At 40.5% G+C, this 21150-nt stretch carries 22 protein-coding genes; 8 read left to right on the top strand and 14 right to left on the bottom strand.

Features of this window, described 5'->3' with window-relative positions; genetic code table 11:
- Positions 1 to 52 precede the first annotated feature (52 nt).
- Positions 53 to 451: an acyl-CoA thioesterase gene (locus tag PUND_RS01820; RefSeq protein ID WP_010390522.1), complete on the bottom strand. Its 399-nt coding sequence runs from the start codon at positions 449 to 451 to the stop codon at positions 53 to 55.
- A gap of 102 nt (positions 452 to 553) precedes the next feature.
- Between PUND_RS01820 and PUND_RS01815 the strand changes: the two genes are divergently transcribed.
- The gene (locus tag PUND_RS01815) at positions 554 to 2653 is read left to right on the top strand and encodes a TonB-dependent receptor (protein WP_010390521.1); all 2100 of its coding nucleotides are present in this window, start codon (positions 554 to 556) and stop codon (positions 2651 to 2653) included.
- A gap of 101 nt (positions 2654 to 2754) precedes the next feature.
- Here the strand turns inward: PUND_RS01815 and epmA are convergent, their stop codons facing one another.
- Entirely contained in the window at positions 2755 to 3729 is a 975-nt protein-coding gene (gene epmA / locus PUND_RS01810) for an elongation factor P--(R)-beta-lysine ligase (protein WP_010390518.1), read from the bottom strand.
- A 60-nt stretch (positions 3730 to 3789) separates the two neighbouring features.
- On the bottom strand, positions 3790 to 4356 hold the full coding sequence (gene efp, locus PUND_RS01805; protein WP_010390517.1) for an elongation factor P: 567 nt from the start codon (positions 4354 to 4356) through the stop codon (positions 3790 to 3792).
- A gap of 40 nt (positions 4357 to 4396) precedes the next feature.
- On the opposite strand from efp, the gene epmB reads away from it, so the two are divergent.
- Entirely contained in the window at positions 4397 to 5410 is a 1014-nt protein-coding gene (gene epmB, locus PUND_RS01800; protein ID WP_010390516.1) for an EF-P beta-lysylation protein EpmB, read from the top strand.
- Here the strand turns inward: epmB and PUND_RS01795 are convergent.
- Positions 5407 to 5616, bottom strand: a complete 210-nt coding sequence (locus PUND_RS01795) for a hypothetical protein (protein ID WP_008115467.1) — start codon at positions 5614 to 5616, stop codon at positions 5407 to 5409. The two genes, epmB and PUND_RS01795, sit on opposite strands and share 4 nt — an antisense overlap.
- A gap of 116 nt (positions 5617 to 5732) precedes the next feature.
- On the opposite strand from PUND_RS01795, the gene PUND_RS01790 reads away from it, so the two are divergent.
- The gene (locus PUND_RS01790) at positions 5733 to 6023 is read left to right on the top strand and encodes a hypothetical protein (protein ID WP_010390514.1); all 291 of its coding nucleotides are present in this window, start codon (positions 5733 to 5735) and stop codon (positions 6021 to 6023) included.
- Positions 6024 to 6076: 53 nt separating this feature from the next.
- Here the strand turns inward: PUND_RS01790 and PUND_RS01785 are convergent, their stop codons facing one another.
- Entirely contained in the window at positions 6077 to 6565 is a 489-nt protein-coding gene (locus tag PUND_RS01785; RefSeq protein ID WP_010390512.1) for a DUF3016 domain-containing protein, read from the bottom strand.
- 251 nt (positions 6566 to 6816) lie between these two features.
- On the opposite strand from PUND_RS01785, the gene galE reads away from it, so the two are divergent.
- Positions 6817 to 7833: a UDP-glucose 4-epimerase GalE gene (galE, locus tag PUND_RS01780; protein ID WP_010390511.1), complete on the top strand. Its 1017-nt coding sequence runs from the start codon at positions 6817 to 6819 to the stop codon at positions 7831 to 7833.
- Positions 7834 to 7905: 72 nt separating this feature from the next.
- Here the strand turns inward: galE and zapE are convergent, their stop codons facing one another.
- Complete coding sequence (gene zapE / locus PUND_RS01775) at positions 7906 to 9015, bottom strand: cell division protein ZapE (RefSeq protein WP_010390510.1); 1110 nt, start codon at positions 9013 to 9015, stop codon at positions 7906 to 7908.
- A 58-nt stretch (positions 9016 to 9073) separates the two neighbouring features.
- Here zapE and rsuA point away from each other — a divergent pair, with 58 nt between their 5' ends.
- Positions 9074 to 9772 carry a 16S rRNA pseudouridine(516) synthase RsuA gene (gene rsuA, locus PUND_RS01770; protein WP_010390509.1) on the top strand — a complete coding sequence of 233 codons (699 nt, stop codon included), beginning with the start codon at positions 9074 to 9076 and terminating at the stop codon, positions 9770 to 9772.
- Between the two features lie 103 nt (positions 9773 to 9875).
- Here rsuA and PUND_RS01765 read toward each other — a convergent pair whose 3' ends face one another.
- Together PUND_RS01765 and PUND_RS01760 are read right to left on the bottom strand one after the other, a co-directional pair.
- Complete coding sequence (locus PUND_RS01765) at positions 9876 to 10649, bottom strand: YggN family protein (protein ID WP_010390508.1); 774 nt, start codon at positions 10647 to 10649, stop codon at positions 9876 to 9878.
- Between the two features lie 139 nt (positions 10650 to 10788).
- Positions 10789 to 13218, bottom strand: coding sequence for a zinc-dependent metalloprotease (locus PUND_RS01760; RefSeq protein ID WP_010390507.1), 2430 nt, complete (start codon positions 13216 to 13218; stop codon positions 10789 to 10791).
- Positions 13219 to 13372: 154 nt separating this feature from the next.
- On the opposite strand from PUND_RS01760, the gene PUND_RS01755 reads away from it, so the two are divergent.
- Complete coding sequence (locus PUND_RS01755) at positions 13373 to 14341, top strand: class 1 fructose-bisphosphatase (RefSeq protein WP_008115459.1); 969 nt, start codon at positions 13373 to 13375, stop codon at positions 14339 to 14341.
- A 113-nt stretch (positions 14342 to 14454) separates the two neighbouring features.
- Here the strand turns inward: PUND_RS01755 and PUND_RS01750 are convergent, their stop codons facing one another.
- A complete protein-coding gene (locus PUND_RS01750) occupies positions 14455 to 14781 on the bottom strand; it encodes a hypothetical protein (protein ID WP_010390505.1) in 327 nt (108 codons plus the stop codon).
- 43 nt (positions 14782 to 14824) lie between these two features.
- Here PUND_RS01750 and PUND_RS01745 point away from each other — a divergent pair, with 43 nt between their 5' ends.
- Positions 14825 to 15175 (top strand): DUF5522 domain-containing protein, encoded by a 351-nt coding sequence (locus PUND_RS01745; protein ID WP_010390504.1) that lies wholly within the window; start codon positions 14825 to 14827, stop codon positions 15173 to 15175.
- A 1-nt stretch (position 15176) separates the two neighbouring features.
- Here the strand turns inward: PUND_RS01745 and PUND_RS01740 are convergent, their stop codons facing one another.
- On the bottom strand, positions 15177 to 16007 hold the full coding sequence (locus tag PUND_RS01740; protein WP_010390502.1) for a sulfurtransferase: 831 nt from the start codon (positions 16005 to 16007) through the stop codon (positions 15177 to 15179).
- A 126-nt stretch (positions 16008 to 16133) separates the two neighbouring features.
- On the opposite strand from PUND_RS01740, the gene PUND_RS01735 reads away from it, so the two are divergent.
- Positions 16134 to 16877: a glycosyltransferase family 25 protein gene (locus PUND_RS01735; protein ID WP_010390501.1), complete on the top strand. Its 744-nt coding sequence runs from the start codon at positions 16134 to 16136 to the stop codon at positions 16875 to 16877.
- A gap of 41 nt (positions 16878 to 16918) precedes the next feature.
- Here PUND_RS01735 and PUND_RS01730 read toward each other — a convergent pair whose 3' ends face one another.
- From PUND_RS01730 to PUND_RS01715, 4 genes are read right to left on the bottom strand one after another with little or no spacing between them, the layout of a single operon-like run.
- Positions 16919 to 17338, bottom strand: a complete 420-nt coding sequence (locus tag PUND_RS01730; RefSeq protein WP_010390499.1) for a group I truncated hemoglobin — start codon at positions 17336 to 17338, stop codon at positions 16919 to 16921.
- Positions 17338 to 18144, bottom strand: coding sequence for a DUF3034 family protein (locus PUND_RS01725; protein ID WP_282454125.1), 807 nt, complete (start codon positions 18142 to 18144; stop codon positions 17338 to 17340). The genes PUND_RS01730 and PUND_RS01725 overlap by 1 nt, the downstream gene beginning before the upstream one ends.
- Positions 18145 to 18157: 13 nt before the next feature.
- Positions 18158 to 20473, bottom strand: a complete 2316-nt coding sequence (locus PUND_RS01720) for a bifunctional diguanylate cyclase/phosphodiesterase (protein WP_010390496.1) — start codon at positions 20471 to 20473, stop codon at positions 18158 to 18160.
- On the bottom strand, positions 20463 to 21128 hold the full coding sequence (locus PUND_RS01715) for a methylamine utilization protein (RefSeq protein WP_010390495.1): 666 nt from the start codon (positions 21126 to 21128) through the stop codon (positions 20463 to 20465). Before PUND_RS01715 ends, PUND_RS01720 begins: the two co-directional genes overlap by 11 nt.
- Positions 21129 to 21150: the final 22 nt, after the last annotated feature.

Here is a 21150-nt window from a genome sequence, read left to right as displayed (position 1 = left end):
AAAATGCATATTTTAAATGTAAATTTTTGTTTAAAATTCATGCTATTTAAAACTATGCAACGGCTTGGAATAAGTTATCTATCTGTGGTGGTAAAAATGGCCGACCTTTCTCATTAACCGATGTACCAATAACCAAGGCATTGAGCATCATTTTTTCATCTTGTTTGCGCACTACCGTTTGTTTAAATGCAAACTTAAGACGACTAATACGCACAGGCTCTACCGCCACATAAAACTCATCCCCTGGTAGTAGGGAATGTTTGTAATCCATTTCACTGCGTATCACCACTAAGTTAATTTTATCTTTCGCAAGTTGTGCAAAATCAACGCCGTGTGCGTATAAAAACTCGTGGCGAGCGTGCTCAAGATAATTAAAATAAACACTGTTATTCACAATACCTTGTAGGTCACATTCGTAGTCGCGTACCTTAAAGTCTACTTTAAAGGTCATATTAGTAATCCCAATTATTTAACGTATAATTGCCGCGTTTATAGCACAAGTGTTGAAATAATTGCTACCATACAAGTCCCTAAAATGGAGTTAAGTAACCTAATGAACTTACGTTTGTCTTTAATTACAGCCACGTTATTACCCCTGCTCGCAGCACCTATATATGCTAACGCAGATGACACCGAGCTAGAGAAAATCATTGTTACCGGTGACTTTCAGCAAGAAAGCATTCAAACATTAAGCGCCAGTGCCAGCTTATTTTCTGAAAATGAAATGAATCAACGTGGTGCAACGTATTTAGACGAAATGTTAGCCAGTGCAGCCAATGTAAACTTTGCTGCTGGTGCGTCTCGCGGTCGTTATATTCAAATTCGCGGTGTCGGTTTACGCTCGCAGTTTGTTGACCCGATAAACCCATCTGTGGGCTTAGTAATTGACGGTATTAATTATTCAGGCTTAGGTGGTAGTTCATTATTGTTTGATATTGACCAAGTAGAAATTTACCGTGGTCCTCAAGGTACGCGTTTTGGTGCAGATGGCATGGCGGGCATGATCCAAATGCAATCAGCTAGTGCAACCAGCGATCCTAGCTTAAAATTACATTTAGGTGCTGGCACTTATAACAGCCACGAAGCAGGCCTTGCTGCTAGTACAGGCTTAACAGATGACACCAGTGCCCGCGTTAGCTACTTTCGCAGAAAGTCTGACGGCTACGTAGACAACCTTTATTTAGATAAACCCACTCAAGATCAAGATGAGCAAGTTGCACGCTTTAAATTAAACAGCCAACTCACAGCTCATTTAAATTCAGAACTTAACCTGCATTATATCGATATTAATAACGGCTACGATGCATTTACTCTTGATAATTCTCGCAACAGTCTTGCTGATCAACCAGGCGAAGATAATCAACAAAGTTATGCTATTGGCCTGAATAATACTTACACTGGTTTTGATACCTTTGATGTCAGCTTAAACCTTTCAGCCATTGATACAGAACTTTTTTATAGCTTTGATGAAGACTGGGTGTGTAACGATACTAATAAGCCGCAATTATGTGCCGCCGGTTTACATCCTGATGGTTATAGTTCAACAGATATTTATAGCCGCGATCGTGATGATCAAGCGCTCGATCTGCAATTTACTGGTAAAGCAGGTAACTGGGTTGCGGGTATTTACTATCAAAACCGTGATGTGGATTTAGAGCGTCAATATACGTGGTTAGCCAACCCGTTTGCTTCAACCTATGAAACTAATAACATTGCAGCTTATGGCCAATTAGCCACAGCAATTGGCCCAAAAACTACGCTTATTACTGGTTTACGAGTTGAGCAATATCAAGGAGATTACACCGATAGTAACGGTTTTATTGAAGAAACTGACGATATTATGCTCGGTGGTAAAATTGCACTTGAATACCAAGTTATTGACCGTACCATGATTTACACCAGTATCACCCGCGGTTACAAAGCTGGTGGTATTAATTCAGAAGCGCTAGCAAAAGCAAAAGATGAAGGTTTAAGCTTAGATGCTGATTTTTTCAAACAGCATACCAGCTTTGATCCAGAATACTTGTGGAGTGGTGAGTTTGGCGTTAAAGGTTCATCGCTAGATGACAAGTTTACCCTGCGCTTAGCGGCATTTTATATGCACCGCGATAATATTCAATTAAAGTCGTGGCAAGTATCAGATCAACAATTTACCGGTTATGTCGCCAATGCCAGCTCTGGCAGCAACTACGGTCTTGAAATTGAAGGCAGCTACTTACTTACTGATAATTTACTCATTAGCGGTAGCGCTGGCTATTTAGATACGAAAATAAACGACTTTGTCACTAAGTCGGGCTTAAACCAAGATGGCCGCGAGCAAGCACAAGCGCCTAAATACCAATACGCATTTAGTGCACGCTACAATGTTACTGATGAGCTATATGCAATGTTAGGCGTTGAAGGAAAAGACGATTATTACTTCTCAGACAGCCATAATGCACAAGCTCCAAATACAAACTTAGTAAATGCGAGCCTTGGTTACGAAGCAGAAAACTGGGCTGTTCGTGCATGGGCACGTAATGTGTTTGATGAAACCGTTCCAACTCGCGGTTTTGAATTTGGTAACAACCCGTTAGATGGTTATACAAGTCAAACTTACATTCAACTAGGTGAGCCACGTGTGGCCGGCGTTACGTTTACGCTTAATCTGTAATACAGCGAACCAGTTGTCAGTTCGAGAATAGAAAACACCGCGTTTAATGCAAACGCGGTGTTTTTTATCTGATAGCTGACCGCTAAAAGCAATTAGCTGCTTTAAGCTCTTGCCACATCAAACGCAATCACTTCTTTTATTTTTTGTTTATTGGTTGCTAGCATCACGAGTCTATCAATCCCTAATGCAACCCCCGCACATTGCTCTAAACCATGTTCCAATGCAGCAATTAAACGCGTATCCATAGGAACTTGCTTTAAGCCGTTAGCAGCACGATAGGCGTTATCTTCGTTAAACCTTTTTGCTTGTTCTTTAGCATTAGTGAGCTCATTAAAGCCGTTAGCCAGTTCCATATTTTTATAATACAACTCAAAACGCCCTGCTACTCGCTCATCGTGTTCACAAATTTGTGCCAGTGCCGCTTGTGATGCCGGAAAGTGATACACAAAACATGGCTTATCTTGTCCTATTGTTGGCTCTACTTTCATACAAAATAATAATTGCAGCAAGGTATCTTTATGAGTCTCGTTTTTAGCAATATCAGCAAAGCCATGATCGCATGCGAGTTGTTGTAACTGCGTGATAGAGGCAGTTAATGGATCGACCCCTAACGCGCGTTCAAATGCCTGTTGGTAGGTAACGCGCTCTGCAGGAGCAACCTCAAGAATGAGCTGCATTAGCTCATCTATTTCGTCCATTAAAGCAAATTCGTCAAACCCAGGCCGATACCATTCAAGCATAGTAAATTCAGGATTATGATGACTGCCCGCTTCTTCATTTCGAAATGCCTTACAAAGCTGAAAAATAGCGCCTGAGCCGGCCGCTAACAAGCGTTTCATCGCAAACTCTGGAGATGTTTGCAAAAACAGGGGTAGCCCACCAGCATGGCCTGGGCCCACAAATGTAGTATTAAAGCTGGCTAAATGCACATCGGTTACACTGGCAGCACTTAAACTCGGTGTTTCGACTTCCATTACATTACGCTCATAAAAGAATTCCCGAATGCTGCGCATAATTGCTGCGCGTTGCTTAAGTATTTCTATGCTGGCACTCGGCTTCCAAAGATCTGCTGACATATTTTCTCCAAAAAAAATCCCAGCTTAAGCCGGGATTTAATTAATAAGACGCGTTGCTGCTTACTTAACACGGCTCACGTATTCACCATTACGAGTGTCTACTTTAATTACTTCGCCAATTTGTACGAATAATGGAACACGTACTACAGCACCTGTGCTAAGCGTTGCTGGTTTACCACCCGTGCCCGCTGTATCGCCTTTAAGGCCCGGATCAGTTTCAGTGATCTCAAGCTCAACAAAGTTTGGTGGAGTTACAGCAATTGGGCTGCCGTTCCATAATGTAATAGTACATACATCGTTTTCAACTAACCATTTGCCAGCATCGCCCAGTGCTTTTTCGTCAGCAGCGATTTGTTCAAATGTTTCATTGTTCATGAAATGCCAAAATTCACCGTCTGTATATAGGTACGCTAAATCGGTATCCATTACATCAGCACCTTCAACCGATTCACCCGATTTAAAGGTTTTTTCAAGTACCTTGCCAGAGATAAGCTTACGGATACGAACACGGTTAAACGCTTGGCCTTTACCCGGTTTTACCATTTCATTTTCTAAGATACTGCAAGGTTCGCCGTCCATCATAATTTTTAGGCCGCCCTTGAACTCGTTGGTGCTATAATTCGCCATCGTTTCCTCTATTTATATTTTTCGAGTAATCTACGTGCCAATGATACAAAGAAATGAAGCAAATTTGCATAAAAACTGGCAAAAAGAATTAGCAAATGTAGTTACCTGCCCAAAAGTGTTGTTAGAAATGGTTGGTTTATCGAGCCAAGTCCATGAAAACGACATAAAAGCTCGTAGCTTGTTTCCTGTTCGTGTGCCATTGCCTTTTATAAAAAAAATTCGTCATGGCGATGCAAATGATCCTTTATTGCTGCAAGTTATGCCTCGCCATCAAGAATTTTTAACTAAGTCGGGGTTTAATAAAGATCCGCTACTTGAGCAAGATAACAATCAACCAGGTCTGTTACATAAATATAAATCACGTGTTTTAGTCATGTTTAAAACTGGTTGTGCGGTAAATTGCCGCTACTGCTTTAGACGCCATTTTCCTTATCAAGAAAACCAGTTAAATAAACGCAGCCTTATTGATGCATTGAGCTATATACAAGCTGATAAAAATATTAACGAAGTGATTTTAAGTGGTGGCGATCCACTAATGGCCAAAGACGATGCTATAAGTTGGTTTTTAGATGAGCTTGAGCAAATACCACAAATAAAACGGATGCGCATACACAGCCGCTTACCTGTTGTTATCCCTGCACGCATTACTGAACAATTATGTGAAAGATTAGCAAAGTCACCACTAAAAATTATATTCGTGAACCATATTAACCATGCTAACGAAATAGATAATGACTTTAAAAACGCCATGAACATGCTAAAACAAGCCAATGTACTGTTATTAAATCAGGCGGTTATTTTAAAAGATGTTAACGATACAGTTGATGCGCAAATAAACTTAAGTGAAGCCTTGTTTGATACAGACGTAATGCCTTATTACTTACACTTACTGGATAAGGTAGAAGGCGCAAGTCATTTTGATATAGATGAGGCGCAGGCCATAAAAATAATGGCAGAGCTTTTAGAAGCCCTGCCAGGATTTTTAGTGCCTAAACTAGTAAGAGAAATAGGGGGCCAAAAAAGTAAAACCCCTATTGACCTCAAATTGGTTTAAACATAAACGTTTACATTATTCCCAAGTGTTGCAGTAACCGACTTAGCCGGTGTTTGCGCACTTGAGGATTGTGTAGCACCTTCAATAAGCGCAAGTGCAGCGGCGCCATCAGCTTGCTGTTGCTTTTTAGATAAAGCAGCAGTTAAAACCTCTGCGCCTTGGCCTGCACCAGGGATTGTAGGTAGATTTCCACCTGATATATTCATAACTCACACCTGACATTTAAATGTAATACACGTATTATAGTCGCTGAATTGGTAAATTACTTTACCAACCCACTTAAGTATTTATCGGCAACATTGCACTAAGCTTTAGGAAAACCATGGATTCTATAATTGAACAACTCAACGCCAACTTAAAAATTGTTTACCGTCAGGCGCTTGATGCTGATAAAAAACTCGATGAGTTACAACAGCAAGGCCACGGAAAATTTAAAGCCTTATTTGCCGAAGACGCTGGATTTAGCTTTGAAGCTAAACGCTTTAAGCCTTACGTTTTAGACGTTGCCGCAGATGTAGAAAGCTTATCAAGCGACGGTTTAGACGAAGAAAAGCTAAAACAAGCAGTTATTAAACTACAAAACTTACTAACCTTGTTAGCGACCTTTAAGTAAGCACTCTGGGCTTACTGCGCAAAACATCTGTTGCACAGATGTTTTGCGCTATGTTACTTAATACGCGGTAAAATTTGTTCACCAAACCACTCTGTTAATAAGCGTTTTTCGTAGTAAAATGCTTCATCTCGACCCATTTTAATTTTATCCATAAAACCCATATCTTTTAAGCTTACGTTATCTTCTTGTGCGACAACGCCACTTTCATCACTAAGCACATAATTAAATTCAATGCGTGGAAAGTGAATAGGTTTAACCACTCGGATTTCGTTAACACCGCCATAGCGTACGTCTCCGGCTAAATCTAAATCGGTGACTTCAATTTTTAAACTGTAGTTTTTAGGAAGTTGCTCGCTGAGCTTTGCAAAGTGTTCATCAATACTTTTGGCTATTTGCTTATGGTATGAGCCTTTAGTTTGGTTGGATGGGCGTACATCGCGATAATCATTAAAGTCATGCCATTTAACTTGAGCCTCACCCGCGCAAACAACACTCGGTAGTGCAATACACATCAACATTGCTATTTTTTTAACTAAGTTCATACGTTTCTCCAACGAGTATTTTGATCATTGTGATCAATTGAATATTTTACAAATCGCTATACATCACTTTAGCAATTACATATGAACTATAACTTAATCTTTACGCTGAGGTGTTATTAAAATTGCACAAAATGTAATCGAAAGTACGGTTTACGATCATACTATTACAAAGCAAATAAAATAATACATGTAAAAACTCATTATTTATGGTGAAATTAGGGTAATTGAACAGAGGTTTCCAAGGAGCATTCATGGCAATTTTAGTAACCGGTGGCGCAGGCTATATTGGCTCACACACCGTTTTAGAACTTTTACAGCAAGGCAGCGACGTTATCGTTATCGATAACTTAAGTAACTCCTCTGAAGAATCACTTGAGAGAGTGAAAAAAATAACCGGTAAAGCAATTACTTTTTATCAAGGTGATATTTTAGATCAATCCTTTTTAGACTCAGTATTTGCAAAACATAACATTGATAGTGTAATTCATTTTGCAGGTTTAAAAGCGGTTGGTGAGTCGGTAGCCAAACCAATCGCGTATTATCAAAATAACGTACAAGGCACATTAACACTAGTTGATGCTATGCGTGACGCGGGTGTGTTTAAACTGGTATTTAGCTCATCTGCAACAGTTTATGGTGACCCTGCAAGCTTACCAATACGCGAAGACTTCCCCGTTGGCGGTACAACCAACCCATATGGTACGTCTAAACTAATGGTTGAAATGATGCTGCAAGATATCGCTAAATCAGATGAGCGCTTTGCGTTTGCTATTTTGCGCTACTTTAATCCTGTTGGTGCACATGAGTCAGGTTTAATTGGTGAAGATCCTAATGGCATTCCTAATAATTTACTGCCTTTCATTTCACAAGTTGCGGTTGGTAAATTAAAGCAGCTCGCTATATTTGGCGATGATTACGACACGGTAGATGGTACTGGCGTACGTGATTACATTCACGTTGTGGATTTAGCCTTAGGGCATTTAAAAGCACTTGATAAAATAGCCGCAGAAACCGGCGCACTTGTTTATAACCTTGGTACCGGTAACGGCTATTCAGTATTACAAATGGTCAATGCGTTTATTAAGGCAAGCGACCAAGCTATCCCTTATGCGGTGTCACCTCGTCGCCCTGGTGATATTGCAGCCTGTTATGCTGCGCCAGAAAAAGCCCTTAGTGAACTAGGTTGGCAAGCCGAGCGCGGCATTGATGTTATGATGCAAGATACATGGCGCTGGCAGTCAAATAATCCAAATGGATATAAGTCATAAAGGCTTCTTTAAGTTATCAGCTTAAAATTAAAACACCGCATTTAAATTAAATGCGGTGTTTTAATGTTGTACTTACCAATTTTGCATTTCTACAATCCGTGACTGGGTTCGCGCATATTCAAAGCTTAATTTTTTACCTTGGTATAACTCGTTTATGTCGGTCTGGGCATTAATTACCAGTAATTTGTGGCAATCATAAAACTCATCGACTAAGGCAATAAAACGCCGAGCTTCATCATCGAGTGTATGCTCATCTAACTGCTGCTTTTCGCGCTGATAGCTATCTTCTATACCATGCACAATAACTTTACCAGTTGCCTCTTTTCCCATTATTGGCACATTCGCGATGTATACTACCGAAAACTGTTCTGCTAAAAACATATAGTCATTGGCGCTACGAGGGCCTGAGCACAATGCTATAAAATCAATCAGTAAAGCATCGTCAGTTTTTAATAAATAAGGAAGCACTCGGCCATGCACAGTTATTGTATTATTACGCATTGCTTGAGAATGTACGGATAAAAACCCAGCCTCAAATTCAGCATCGGGCAAGTTAATAAAATAATGACGACTACTTCTGCCGTATCTAAAGCGGTGATCTTCCTCCCCCGCTACGTTAATTACACGACAATGTTCATTTATTAAATCGATAGTTGGTAAAAATCGCGCGCGTTGCAGACCGTTGTAATAAAGTTGCTCCGGTTTTGCGTTAGAGGTTGCTACTAGCACCACGCCTTGTTCAAATAAAGCGTTAAATAACCGAGCCATGATCATGGCGTCACCAATATCACTAACAAAAAACTCATCAAAGCACAGCACTTTTATCTTTTTGGCCCACTGTTTAGCAATTATTTGCAGCGGATTTTTATCCCCTTGTAACTTGGCCAATTGAGCATGAACTTTTTCGATAAAATGATGAAAGTGCAGGCGCTGCTTTTTCTCTGTGGGTAAGTGTTCATAAAATAAGTCCATCAACATAGATTTACCTCGACCAACCGGGCCATATAAATATATTCCCCTTATTGAAGGTGCTTTTTGCCACCAGCTTGCAGGCTGATTTAATTGCTCACTTAAAGACTGTAACGCACTCACGGCTTGGTGTTGCGCCGCATCGAAATCAAGCTCTCCTGATGAAACCTTGCTATGGTACAGGCTTAAAATTTCTGTACTGGGCTCTGTCATGGTATTTCACTATCCGCTATACTCGCGGCCATTGTAGCCGACTAAAAATGTGAACAACATGAAATTTCCTTGCCGTTTAGATAAATTTATTAGCCATTTAGCAGAGTTACCACGCTCAAAAGCCCGCGCAGCAATAAAAAGCCAAGCGGCTAGCGTTAATGGCGAGGTGATCACGGCATTCGACTTTCAAGTTACTCAGCAAGATGACGTGTTATTTCATGATCAGCCATTAGTGTTTTTAGGTAAACGCTACTTTATGCTCAATAAGCCGGTAGGTTATGTATGCGCTAATTCAGATGAGTTACACAAAACCGTATTTGATTTGCTTGATGAGCCAAACATGGCCGACTTTCACATTGCCGGGCGTTTAGACATAGACACCACAGGCCTAGTGCTTATTACTAATGATGGCGACTGGTCACACAAAATTACCTCGCCTAAAAAGAATAAATTTAAAACCTACTTGGTTGAAACTCAAGAGCCGATTACCGATGATGCACTGCAGCAATTACGCGACGGTGTGCAGCTTCACAATGAAAAAGATTTAACTCGCCCAGCTATTGCTGAGCGCTTAGGGAATTATGGTTTACGCTTGTCTATTTCTGAGGGGAAGTATCACCAAGTAAAACGTATGCTAGCAGCGGTAGATAACAAAGTAGTTGAACTACATCGTGAACAAATTGCGGGTATAAAGTTAGGTGAAGATTTGGCTGCAGGTGAATACCGCCCATTAACTGCCGCAGAGATAAAACTGTGAGGTTGTTTAGGTGTTAGGAAATGGTTCACGAGGTTCGGGCTGTTCATCTGCCGCTCTAGGCTCGCTGCTCGTTGCCCTCTATAATCTTGCCTAATCTCTGTTCTTACGATTTAATCTGTACTAAATCAAAGTCTGTCATCCCAGGTACAATCGCTTGCAGCCGAGACTCAGTAATATCTAGAGAGTTTAAACATTCACAATATTCAGAGGCTTTAAGTTCTAATTGATGGGCTTTTTTCTGTAACGACTTATCTATTTCTTTGGTGATGATATCCATGCGTTGCCCCATGTCGTTCATGCGGTCTTCTATATTGCCTTCTCGAGATTTAAACGCATCCCCAAGCGACATTAAAATAGCACCCAAAGAGCCATGTACTGCGGAGTGTATTTTTTGACTAATTTCTTTAGTAAAAAAATCATCAATTTGGGAAAGCGATTGAGGAGCTATAAAAAAGAAATCGTCGCCACGTTTAAACTTATCCATAAGTGCGCGCTCTACATATTGTAATTGCGTTTTTAGCACTTCGGGTTCTTTATCTGACATGCCCTCAACAACATGCTCAATAGCACTGAGTCCTAGGTTAACGCCATCGGTCGCTAAATCGACCAACTCAGGAACTGTTTGACGAATACCATTGCTAAATTGTTCTAGCACTTTGCTTTCGTCGGTGCTTAAATCGACCCAGTAGCCTCGAATAAACAATTGATTATTATTGTTAATTTGCACCCTTGTTTGGCCTTTATCAACAATACGGATCACATCATCGGTAATAATTAAACCATGACGAAGTTCAACATCACATTGTTTTTGTGCGATTGCATTGGAGCTTAAAAGTGCCATTGATAACGCCAATATCGAACGAGATAAAAACGCCATAAACACCTCAAAAAGACTAAAATAGGGGGTGGCTAGATTAACAAAAAACCAACTTTATGCAAGCAAAAGTAACACCCTAAAAACAAGGCACCATGAAACGTAACGTTTACACAGCGCCTTTATCCTCTGGCTTGTACTATTAAATAGGTGAGCCTGGTGGTATTGGCAGGGCTTTAAAATTGTCAGGCCACTGGCCTGTTGTTAAAAACTGATTAATTTGCGACGCTAAATAGTTTTTAAATGCGCTGTCACCCACTTCAGGGTGGCCTAGCAAAGAGTGCTGATTAAACTCATCAGCAAGTTTGCTTAAATAGAAATGCAGTTGCGCTTGCACTTCAGGGCTTAAACCGTCGTTAGCCACAAGATCAGCCATGGTTTTTGCCGTTAGGTACTGTACTCGTTGTGTTACTTTTCCTGTCATGGTGGCAGGCGCTGATACATTAAACACTTGCTTATTTAACTGTTTAAGTAGCTCATCTAGACTATAAAAGCGGTTATCACGTGCTTGCTGCTGTGCTAATCGATTTAATCGTTGAGCATTAAGTAATAGCGATAGACTATGCTGCGCTGCCACTTCAGGCAATGCAAGTGCATCCATAGTTAAGCCGGTACGACCCACTATACTTTCTCGTGATTTAGACTCGCCATACGCCTTTGGTACAATCAAAGACAGTATCGACTCTGGCAGCGTTAAATTAGTTGCTTTTAGGGTGGCTAAAATAGCGTTAACTGCTTGTTGCTGAGCCTCTTTAGCTACAACTTGGGCGCCTTTGACGGGTGCGTCACTACGAATTTCATAGTCATAATCAACGCCCGCAATAAGCTTTGCAACCGCTTCAACTTGATAACGGTGGAACAAGTAAAGTGGCACTAGCTTTTCTTCTAACTGCGACAGTGCAACCCCAGTTTTTATATTGTTAATACCAAACTGCCCAAGCGCCTGCTTTCGCACATCAAGCACTCTAAGTAATTCTTCACTTGGATTACCACCATTATCCCAAAGGTGAGCTGTAGGGTGCGCCCCACCTTTGGCACGGGCATCACTGTCAGAAATAAACGCCAAACCTTGTGCTTTATTTTGCTGCAAAATAGCAGCGAGTGCTTCGCTTTCATCTTGGCCGGTAAAATCACTGTAGCCATATTTGATCACTTGCGTATCCCATGCGCCCATACCTTTAGCATAACCTTGAGATACATCTAACTGACCATTATCTGCAAAGCTCAATAACGGATGCGGATAATCCATCACCGAAGCACGATTATTTACTGACGCTGCGAAGTTGTGCGCAATACCCAGTGTATGACCAATCTCATGAGCACTGAGCTGACGAATACGATCAAGTGCCATTGCATGTAAGATACCTGCCACTTCATTGCCTTTTAAATAAGGCGCAGCGAGTGATTCAGCAATAAGGATATCTTGACGCACTCGCAGCGACCCTAATGTCACATGGCCTTTAATAATTTCGCCTGTACGTGGGTCTATAATTGAACTGCCATACGACCAACCTCGAGTTGCTCGATGCACCCATTGAATAACGTTGTAGCGCACATCCATAGGATCAGCATTACTTGGTAGCACTTTAACTTCAAAGGCATTTTTATAGCCTGCTGCATTAAAAGCGTCATTCCACCATTGCCCGCCTTCTAATAAAGCCGTTTTTACTGGTTCAGGTACCCCAGGATCTAAGTAATAAACAATAGGCTCTATCGGCTCACTAACTGCTAAGCTTGGATCTTTTTTTGCTAAACGATGACGCGGAATGTAACGCACGTACATAGACTCATCGAGCCCTGCTGCATAATTTTTATGCTCCACACTCCAATAACCCGATTGCGGGCTAAATTTTCGTGGCGTGTAATTATCATCAGGCAATTGAATAAGTGAATGGTGCATGTGCACACTCAAAGCGTAAGGATCAGCACTCACTTGGCGAACGTATTTACCTGGTTTAGACCCTTTAAAGGTGAGAATGGCTTCAAGTTCAGTATTTTTCAAAAATGCTTTTGAGCGATTCATAAATACCGCACTGCGTGACTCATCAAGGCTAAACTGCCCTTGCTTGCGCGCAGCTAAAGTACGGCTTACGCCATGTACGTCACTCAGTAAATAAGGGGTGTAATCTATTAATGCAGCATTGGCATCTTGAGCGACAACTTTAAAACCCGCCAAAATGCTGGATGCAAACGCTTCTTTAACGCTTTGCTGCTCTGCTATATTACTCGTGTTTGCACGGTAGTAAGTATTTACGGCACGTAACATCACCTTGTTGCCAAAGCGCTCAAACTGTACCAAATAGGTACCGCCTAATTGGCCTCTATCTAAACCTATGTCGTTAGAGCCAACGCCATAAGGCAAGCTATGCTGTAGTAAAAATTGTTGCTCAAGTTTATCAACTTTTAAATACACATTGCCGTTTTGGGTATCGTAAAAGAAAGAAAAATAACCAGGGAAATGGTTCATTTTTTCAGTAAATTCGTCAATAGACTTAATTGCTGCGTGCGCTTGAGTTATCATACAGAGCAGCACAGTAAAGAGTATGTAACTTAATCGTGATATTTTTTGCATAATCTTATCTTTGTTATTAGCGTTTTAAATGCGATGTAGGTACCCCATTATAGGGGGTTATTTATACAATACAGTTATTTAAGACGAATTTCAGCGCTCTAAACTAATCTCTCTCACATTATGATTAGTTTTAACACGTTATCAGGAAAAAAGAATGCGTAGACTCCCACCAGTATTACTAGAAGATGGCTGTTCAAGAGAACTTTTGTCGTTAATTCGTACTATTTTAGCGGCATGTAAAGAAATTTCATTTCGCGTCGGTCAAGGTGAATTATCGGGCGTATTAGGCTCAACCCTCGATGAAAATATTCAAGGCGAAACACAAAAGAAACTCGATGTACTGTCTAATCAGTTATTAAAAGATATATTGCTGGAGTCAGGCACAGTTAAAGCGATTGCCTCTGAAGAAGAAGATTATACTGTTGCCGGTAACCCAGATGCCGAGTACATTGTTGCATTTGATCCACTTGATGGCTCGTCAAATACCGATATTAACTCACTTGTAGGTACTATTTTTTCTATTATGAAAGCACCTGTGGGCTCAGATGCTGCTGATGAAAAGATTTTTATGCAACCTGGGCATCAACAAGTGGCTGCAGGTTACGTACTGTATGGCCCATCAACTATGCTTGCGCTAACAACGGGTAAAGGTACACGCATGTTTACCTTAGATAAAACCCAAGGTAGCTTTTTACTTACTCAAGATTTTGCCGCTATTCCTGCTAAAACTAATGAATTTGCAATTAACGCCTCTAACCAGCGCCACTGGGAACCAGCGATGCAAAACTACATTAATGACTTACTTGCCGGAGATACAGGCCCTCGCGCTCAAAACTTCAATATGCGTTGGATTGCTGCAATGGTTGGCGATGTTCATCGTGTACTTAGCCGTGGTGGTTTATTTACTTACCCAACTGACACTAAAGATCCTAATAAACCTAATAAACTACGTTTACTATATGAAGCAAATCCAATGGCAATGCTAGTAGAGCAAGCAGGTGGTATTGCTTCAACAGGCACTGAGCGTATTATGGATATTCAGCCTGATGCTATCCATCAGCGAGTTGCGGTTATTTTAGGCTCTAAAGACGAAGTAGAAACTTGCTTGAGCTATCATAAGTAAACTTTAAGAATAGGTTTTAGGTTTCAGTTGTCAGCTAGAGATTAGCCCAGTAGTGGTTACTAACATCTGAAAACTGTTGCTTAAAACCTTTCATACTTTCTGATAACCACCTGCTACTGTTGTAGCAGCTTTAACAACTGTGCGAGCTTTTGATGAGTCAACTCGCCCATTTGCTCGCTATTACTTAGCGCGTAAATAACGCCTTCATGCTCAGCGCAATTTATGTCATCTCGCGACTCAATAACATTTGCCCACAGCTGTAAATCGTCAATATCAATTTCTTTATTGAAACAACGCATAAGTACATTAATTAGTACAGGCTTTGTGAGTGTGTACAGGTAGGTTTTATTGCTTGCTGCGGTTGAAACAATCACACTAATGGCACTATCTCTTTGCTCGCCAAATGTAATAAATTCAGCCAATGCTTTTTGTATATTCATAATGTTTGTTATTCTTGCTGCTCTACTGTTAATAAGACCTAAAATGACCCAGATAAACTGCAGCCAATGTAATACAACGCTTAACTGTAATGTTAATGATATAACCGCATGTTGGTGTTATCAGTTACCTGCTATTTTACCACTCGATGATACAGCAACCAGCTGCTTATGCCGCTTATGTACTCTTGCTAAAATAAATAACTATTTAGAGACTATATACACTCAACCAATAAAAGCTCAAATCGCTTTTGCTAAACAATTTAGAAGCCATGATAATTTAATTGAAGGGTTAGATTACACCATGCAGAATAATTATATGGTGTTTAGTAAGTGGTATTTTTTAAAACGTGGTACTTGCTGCAAAAACGGGTGTAAAAATTGTCCCTATAATTAAATTAGCCACCCACTGCAATAGGCAGTGAGCTATCAGCGCCCCACTCACTCCACGAGCCGTCGTAAACACTTAAATTATTATATCCGCATTCATCAGCGAACAGTGCAAGCGCACAGGCAGTAACCCCCGAACCGCAGCTAAACTGTATCTGGGTTGCATTACCGACTAATTCACTAAACTGTGTTTGTATAAAGTCGAGTGATTTTGCCTCGCCATTTTCTAATAAACTACTTAAAGGTAGCGAGTAGCTATTAATAATGTGGCCGCTGCGCATACCCGCTCTTGGCTCTTTATTTTTACCGGTAAAGCGCCCATAAGCACGCGCATCTAAAATAACTGTATTGGCATCCTTAGTAGCACTTAGCACCTGTTTTTTATCAATAAAGTAATCAGGTTGGTAATGAGCAATAAAGTCGCCTTTTAGTGATGCTTGCGTATAGTTTGACTCAACCGCAAGCCCCAGCTCAAGCCACTTGGCTAAACCACCACCGAGGACTTTTACGTTATTAAACCCCATGGCTTTAAACATCCACCAGGCTCTAGCTGCACTGAATAACCCCGCATCCTCATAAATCACCACCAATGAGTCGTGATTAACGCCTGCTTTTTGCATCACCTGAGTAAATTGCTCTGCACTACACAAGGTATTGGGTAATGGGTTTGAAGTATCTGCGAGTTCTTTTTTGATATCAAACCGTTGTGCCTTGGGTAGCATAGCAACGGGCGAGTACTCCCCTGCAGCAGAGGGGCGTAGCATACCTGCATCAAAAATAACTAAGTTAGTTTGCTCTAAACGCGCATGTAACCATTTTGCACTGACTATGTTTTTCATCGTCTTGCCAAATTTAAGGAAATGAAATAGCTATATATTATTACAGCCTGTTTATAAACAGAATTTAGACTGGTTACAAATTATAATAATGCTAAAATAGCTGCTTTGAGGTTTCTAAATAAAATTATGCCAATCCCTTTTTACATTATCAATATGCAAGGCTGCGAAGACCGTTGGGAAACAACCCTAAAGCGACTTACCAGTCTACACTTAAATGCTGAACGTTTTGAAGCGACCATTGGCAAAAACCTTAGTGAACAAGAAATCCTCAAGTGGTATTGCCCGAAAAAAAATAAAAAAAGTTACAATCGCAACCTATCTGCAGGTGAAATTGGTTGCTATGTAAGCCATATGCGCCTTTGGCAAAAAATGGTCGATGAAAATATCGCTTATTGTGTTGTATTAGAGGATGACCTTTTCATTGAAGCTTCACTTAAAAATGTTGTTGATGCGGCGCTTAAATTAAAAAATTGGGATTTAATCAAGTTATCTGATAATCGAAACTTTCCATTTATTGACAGTACGCTATTAGAAAATAACCTAACAGTTGGCAACTATAAAAAAGCACCAAACGGCACTCAAGGCTACATCATTTCACTAAGCGGCGCTAAAAAACTACTGCAAAGAAAACCGTTTTTTAGACCGGTGGATGTCGATATGCAGTTTCACACTGAAGTAGGCCTAAATATGATAGGCATAAAACCCTATCCTGTTGCCGAAGATCGAAGCTTTATTAGTGAAATAACAAGCGCTAATGCAGGTTCTCATTCCAACCGCAGTACATTTATCAGAAATTTAATTCATAGATCGAGTATTCATAGGCAAAGACGATATAAAACTGCGGATCTTGCCAAAATTACAAGTGAGTAATACCCAGCATATTTTTACATGTATGCATTTGATTATAAAAATTAAATCTTAATAATTTCGCCACGCAATGGCGCCATTTTAGCTAAAATTTCATTTTGCACTGTATGTGGGATATTTTGCTCGTCCATTGCATTTATTAATAAATCGACAACGTGATTGAAGTCTTTTTCATTTATATTCATACCTGTATGAATCGCAACCATCGAGTCGCCTTTGTATTCACAAGGACCCTCAACCAGCGAACATAAATGACTAATAAACCCTTGTCGAAAATGGCTAATATTACTGTGTTCAAAGTAATGAAATACCTGCTTGTCATTACCTATTTGGGCAATAAAACTGTCAGTTAACTTTTCAAGCCCAGCTCGCTCGCCAAGTTGGTGATACAAAGAGGTATTAGGCTGAGCAGCACATCCTGCAAGCAAGCTTAAACAATAAAAAATAAATACTCTAATTTTCATTACCAATACCCCGTTACGGATAAATACCAGCCGGTTTGTTTGTCAACACCAGCAATCCGCCCTAAGTCTAAATAGGCCGCCGTTACACTGACGTGTTTATTAGGCATCCACGCTATAAATAAATCGCGCCAATCTTGCTCGCCTAAACCTAGGTTATTGGCTTTTTGTCGATACTCAATGCCAATAGCAAGTTCACGACTTACAAACACCGCACTACTTGCTTCTAGTAAAATATGGCTACCTTCATTAGCCCCTCCATATCCTAAAAGCCCTAACTGATTGGCTTTACTGTAACGGGTGGTCACATTCCAAAACCAGTTGTATCCAGCAAGTGCGCCCAAATGTAATTTACTAGCTGCTAGGTACACATCTGTACCACTGGTCTTTTTTGCGCCAACCAACTTTGCAACTGTGCCATCATCCAGTGATTTATGCTGTACACCCATGCTTAGCTGGGGCCACTTACTGTATACTATATCACCATATAAACGAATTTTTGCCCCAGAAATTGACTGCTCTATTTCTGTATTGAGCGCAGGCACATCAAACTGTTGCACTGCATAACTCAGTTCAACACGATTAAATAGGTTAAGCTGCACACCACAGGCATCTAGGCGGTAATCTGTTACATCAGCACGACTACAAAAGCCATTAACAGCCCATTCGTCCTCACTAGCATAACCTGCTAGCTGCGCCCAAGGAACTAACCCTCCTCCTGCACTGCCTTCAACTTGAGACACGCCCGGTGTTGCTAATAGTTTTCCCGTTGCAGCTACAGTTAGCGTACTGCAAAATAAGAGTGTCATGCTCAGTAAAAATTTAATGTACACCCTGATATTCCTCTAACCATTGTTCTAGTTGTTGTGCTTTTAAAGGACGACTCAAGTAGTAACCTTGTGCATGATCGCATTGCATTTCATGAAGCAATGATAAAGACGCTGCCGTTTCTACGCCCTCGGCCACCACTGAAAACCCAAGTTGGTGTCCAAGTGTGATTGACGAGCGCACTATGTATTGATCTTTTTGTGACTCATGCAAAGTTAAAATAAAGCATTTATCTAGCTTAAGCTCATCAATAGGTAACATTTTTAATCGCCCCAATGATGTTTGCCCGACACCGTAATCGTCTAGTGATATTTTAACACCGATAGTTTTTAAGTTCTCTAACGCTTTGATACCTTGAGCTTCATTTTCGATCATATCGCGCTCCGTCAACTCAATAGTGACAGAACTTGGGCTTACATGATATTTCTTTAAGGTCGCGACTAACAAATTATGAAATCCCGCATGCGCAATATCTTGGGCTGACACATTAATGGCTGCCTGTAAGTGAATCCCTTTTTTATACCAATCGGCTATTTGCGCAATAACTGTATCGACAACCCAGGCAGTTAGTTCCACAATTAATCCTGACTGCTCAGCTAAATCAATGAACACTTCAGGCGAAACCCAACTCCCATCATCACGTTGCCAACGAATAAGTGACTCAACCTTATCAATTTTCTGACTTTTAATATTCAACTTAGGCTGATAAGTCATAAACAGTTGCCCGTTATCATCATCAATCGCTTGTTTGAGCTCATCAAGCATGATTAAACGGTCTAAGTGCGCCTCATCTTCACCATCTTGGTAGTAATGTAAGCTTTGTTGGCTTGTTGTAGCCGCATCAACAGCAATGAGTACACGCCGCATTAAATCGTCCGCTTTAACGCCTTGTACAGGGTACTGCACAATCCCAGCGTTAAAACGCAAACTTATTTTTAAGCTTTTAATCTGATAAGGTGCCTGTAATTGCTCAATCAAATCGGCTACAGCACATTTTACTTGGTCAGCCTCCACACTGGGGTAAACCGTTAAAAACTCATCACCGCCAATTCGTGCATGAAATCCACCAAGCTCATCAGAGAATTGACGAATACGGTTTGCCACCGCAATTAAACACTCATCTCCTACTTGCGGACCAAGCTTATCGTTTATGTGTCTTAAGCCTTTTATATCAATAGCAACAAGCGTGTAGCATCTATCTTTAGTGAGCTGCTTTGCTAATAAATCTAACATAGCTGAACGGTTATAAAACCCTGTTAAGGTATCGTGATGTGCTTGAAAACTAATTTGCTGCTCACGCTTATTAATATCATTACCCATGTTATTAAAGGCGCTGACTAGCGTTGCTATTTCGCTGCTTTGTTTTTTACCTTCAAATTTAAATCGGTAGTCACCTTTGGCAAATTGCCTTGCGATAACCGCTAACTGTGTAAGTCCGCTGGTTAAGTTATTGGCAAGCAAACTACTGGTGATCACACCAAATAACATGGTTAACACGGCCAATGTAACTAGCGTTAGCAATAGTTGCTCAATATCTCGATAACTTGAGGTTAAATCAGCACTTAGTAGTAAGGTGACCGGGTGTGATTGCAAAGATGGTAAAGCTATTTGTTGATTTTCATAGGCCAAATATTCAGCAAAAAAACGAGCTGTAGTTTTATTTTCAAAGTATTCTATAGGTTGAAATTTTTCAGGTTGAGGTGCAAACGAGCTTGCTGCAAAACTATCTAATTGCGCAACAAAGCTAACCTCCATACCGGTTAAACTTTTCAGCTCAGTAGTCACAGCCGATGTAATTTTGAACCCGACTAAACTGTAAGCGATGGTTCTGGGGGTTTTAACTGGCAATAATATTACTTGATAGAGCTGATTATTTAACACTACAAAGCTCGATTGTTCAGAATTATTTAATAATTCATCCATCAAGGGCTGTAGGTTATCTGCAAAATTTTGTGCATTCACATTAGCAGACACTAACCGCCCCGATAAATCGAGCAACAGCATTAAATCGGCATTGATCCGTTGGCTATGATTGTATAATACACTACTAATGGTGGCTGCATCGCGAGTAGCAACTGCCTGCTTAAAACCAAAATCAGCGGTTAACACCTTTGCAGCAGTTAATAGCAAGCTCTCTTTTGATTTTAAATATTGCTTATAAACGCTTTGCGCAACCGTTATATTTTGCTGTACTTTTTCTGCCTGAAACTTACTCGTAGACCACCAAAAACTCACTAAGCTGAGTAAAGTTGTAAGTAACACCAAGCCAACGCATAGCGTTGTTATACGGCTACGTAAATTATTGCCCATTACCTTCCCTAAATTGACTGCCAAAGGTGTTACGTGGTGCAGGCGTAGACGTATTTATAGTGATTGATACCGGGCTGGTTGATTTTATATCAAACATTTTTTTATTATCCAAAGTCGCTGTTTGCAGTGAATGCCAGACACTGGCTTGCACAGGAAAAGAGTCAACTTGTAGCTTTATTTGGCCTTGCTCGTTGCTGGTATACACATGATTACTATTAGCGACATAAATATAGCCCACCATAGAATCGTGGATATTGCAGCCTAGAACAACAACACCTTGATTATCAAACTTAATGGGATCTTCTGGCTGGCCAGAATAGAGCTTTAATTGAAAGGGCTTTGCTTTTGAAAAAGAATATACATGGTGGCGAATATTATCGCTATTTGGAAAGTTAACGTACTGACCTTGATGCACAATAAGTAGCTGTGGTGAAAACTGTTTATCAACTTGATCCATTACCGCCGTGGGTAAATTGCCCGTAGTTTTTGAGGAAGGTAAATGATTGATTTCTACGACAGCATTAGGCAATACTTGGTCATGCTGATCTTTAATAACCAAATTAATAGTATTGCCAAAGGCCGACACACTAAACAATGCACCCAGTACTAATAAATAACGACGTTTTGCAATAACTTGCATTGCCCGCTCTAACATAATCACACCTAAATATTCACTA

The organism is Pseudoalteromonas undina (assembly GCF_000238275.3).
Taxonomy (GTDB): domain Bacteria; phylum Pseudomonadota; class Gammaproteobacteria; order Enterobacterales; family Alteromonadaceae; genus Pseudoalteromonas; species Pseudoalteromonas undina.
Note: the sequence above shows the minus strand (reverse complement) of the source record. Positions and strands in the feature narration are given on the sequence as shown.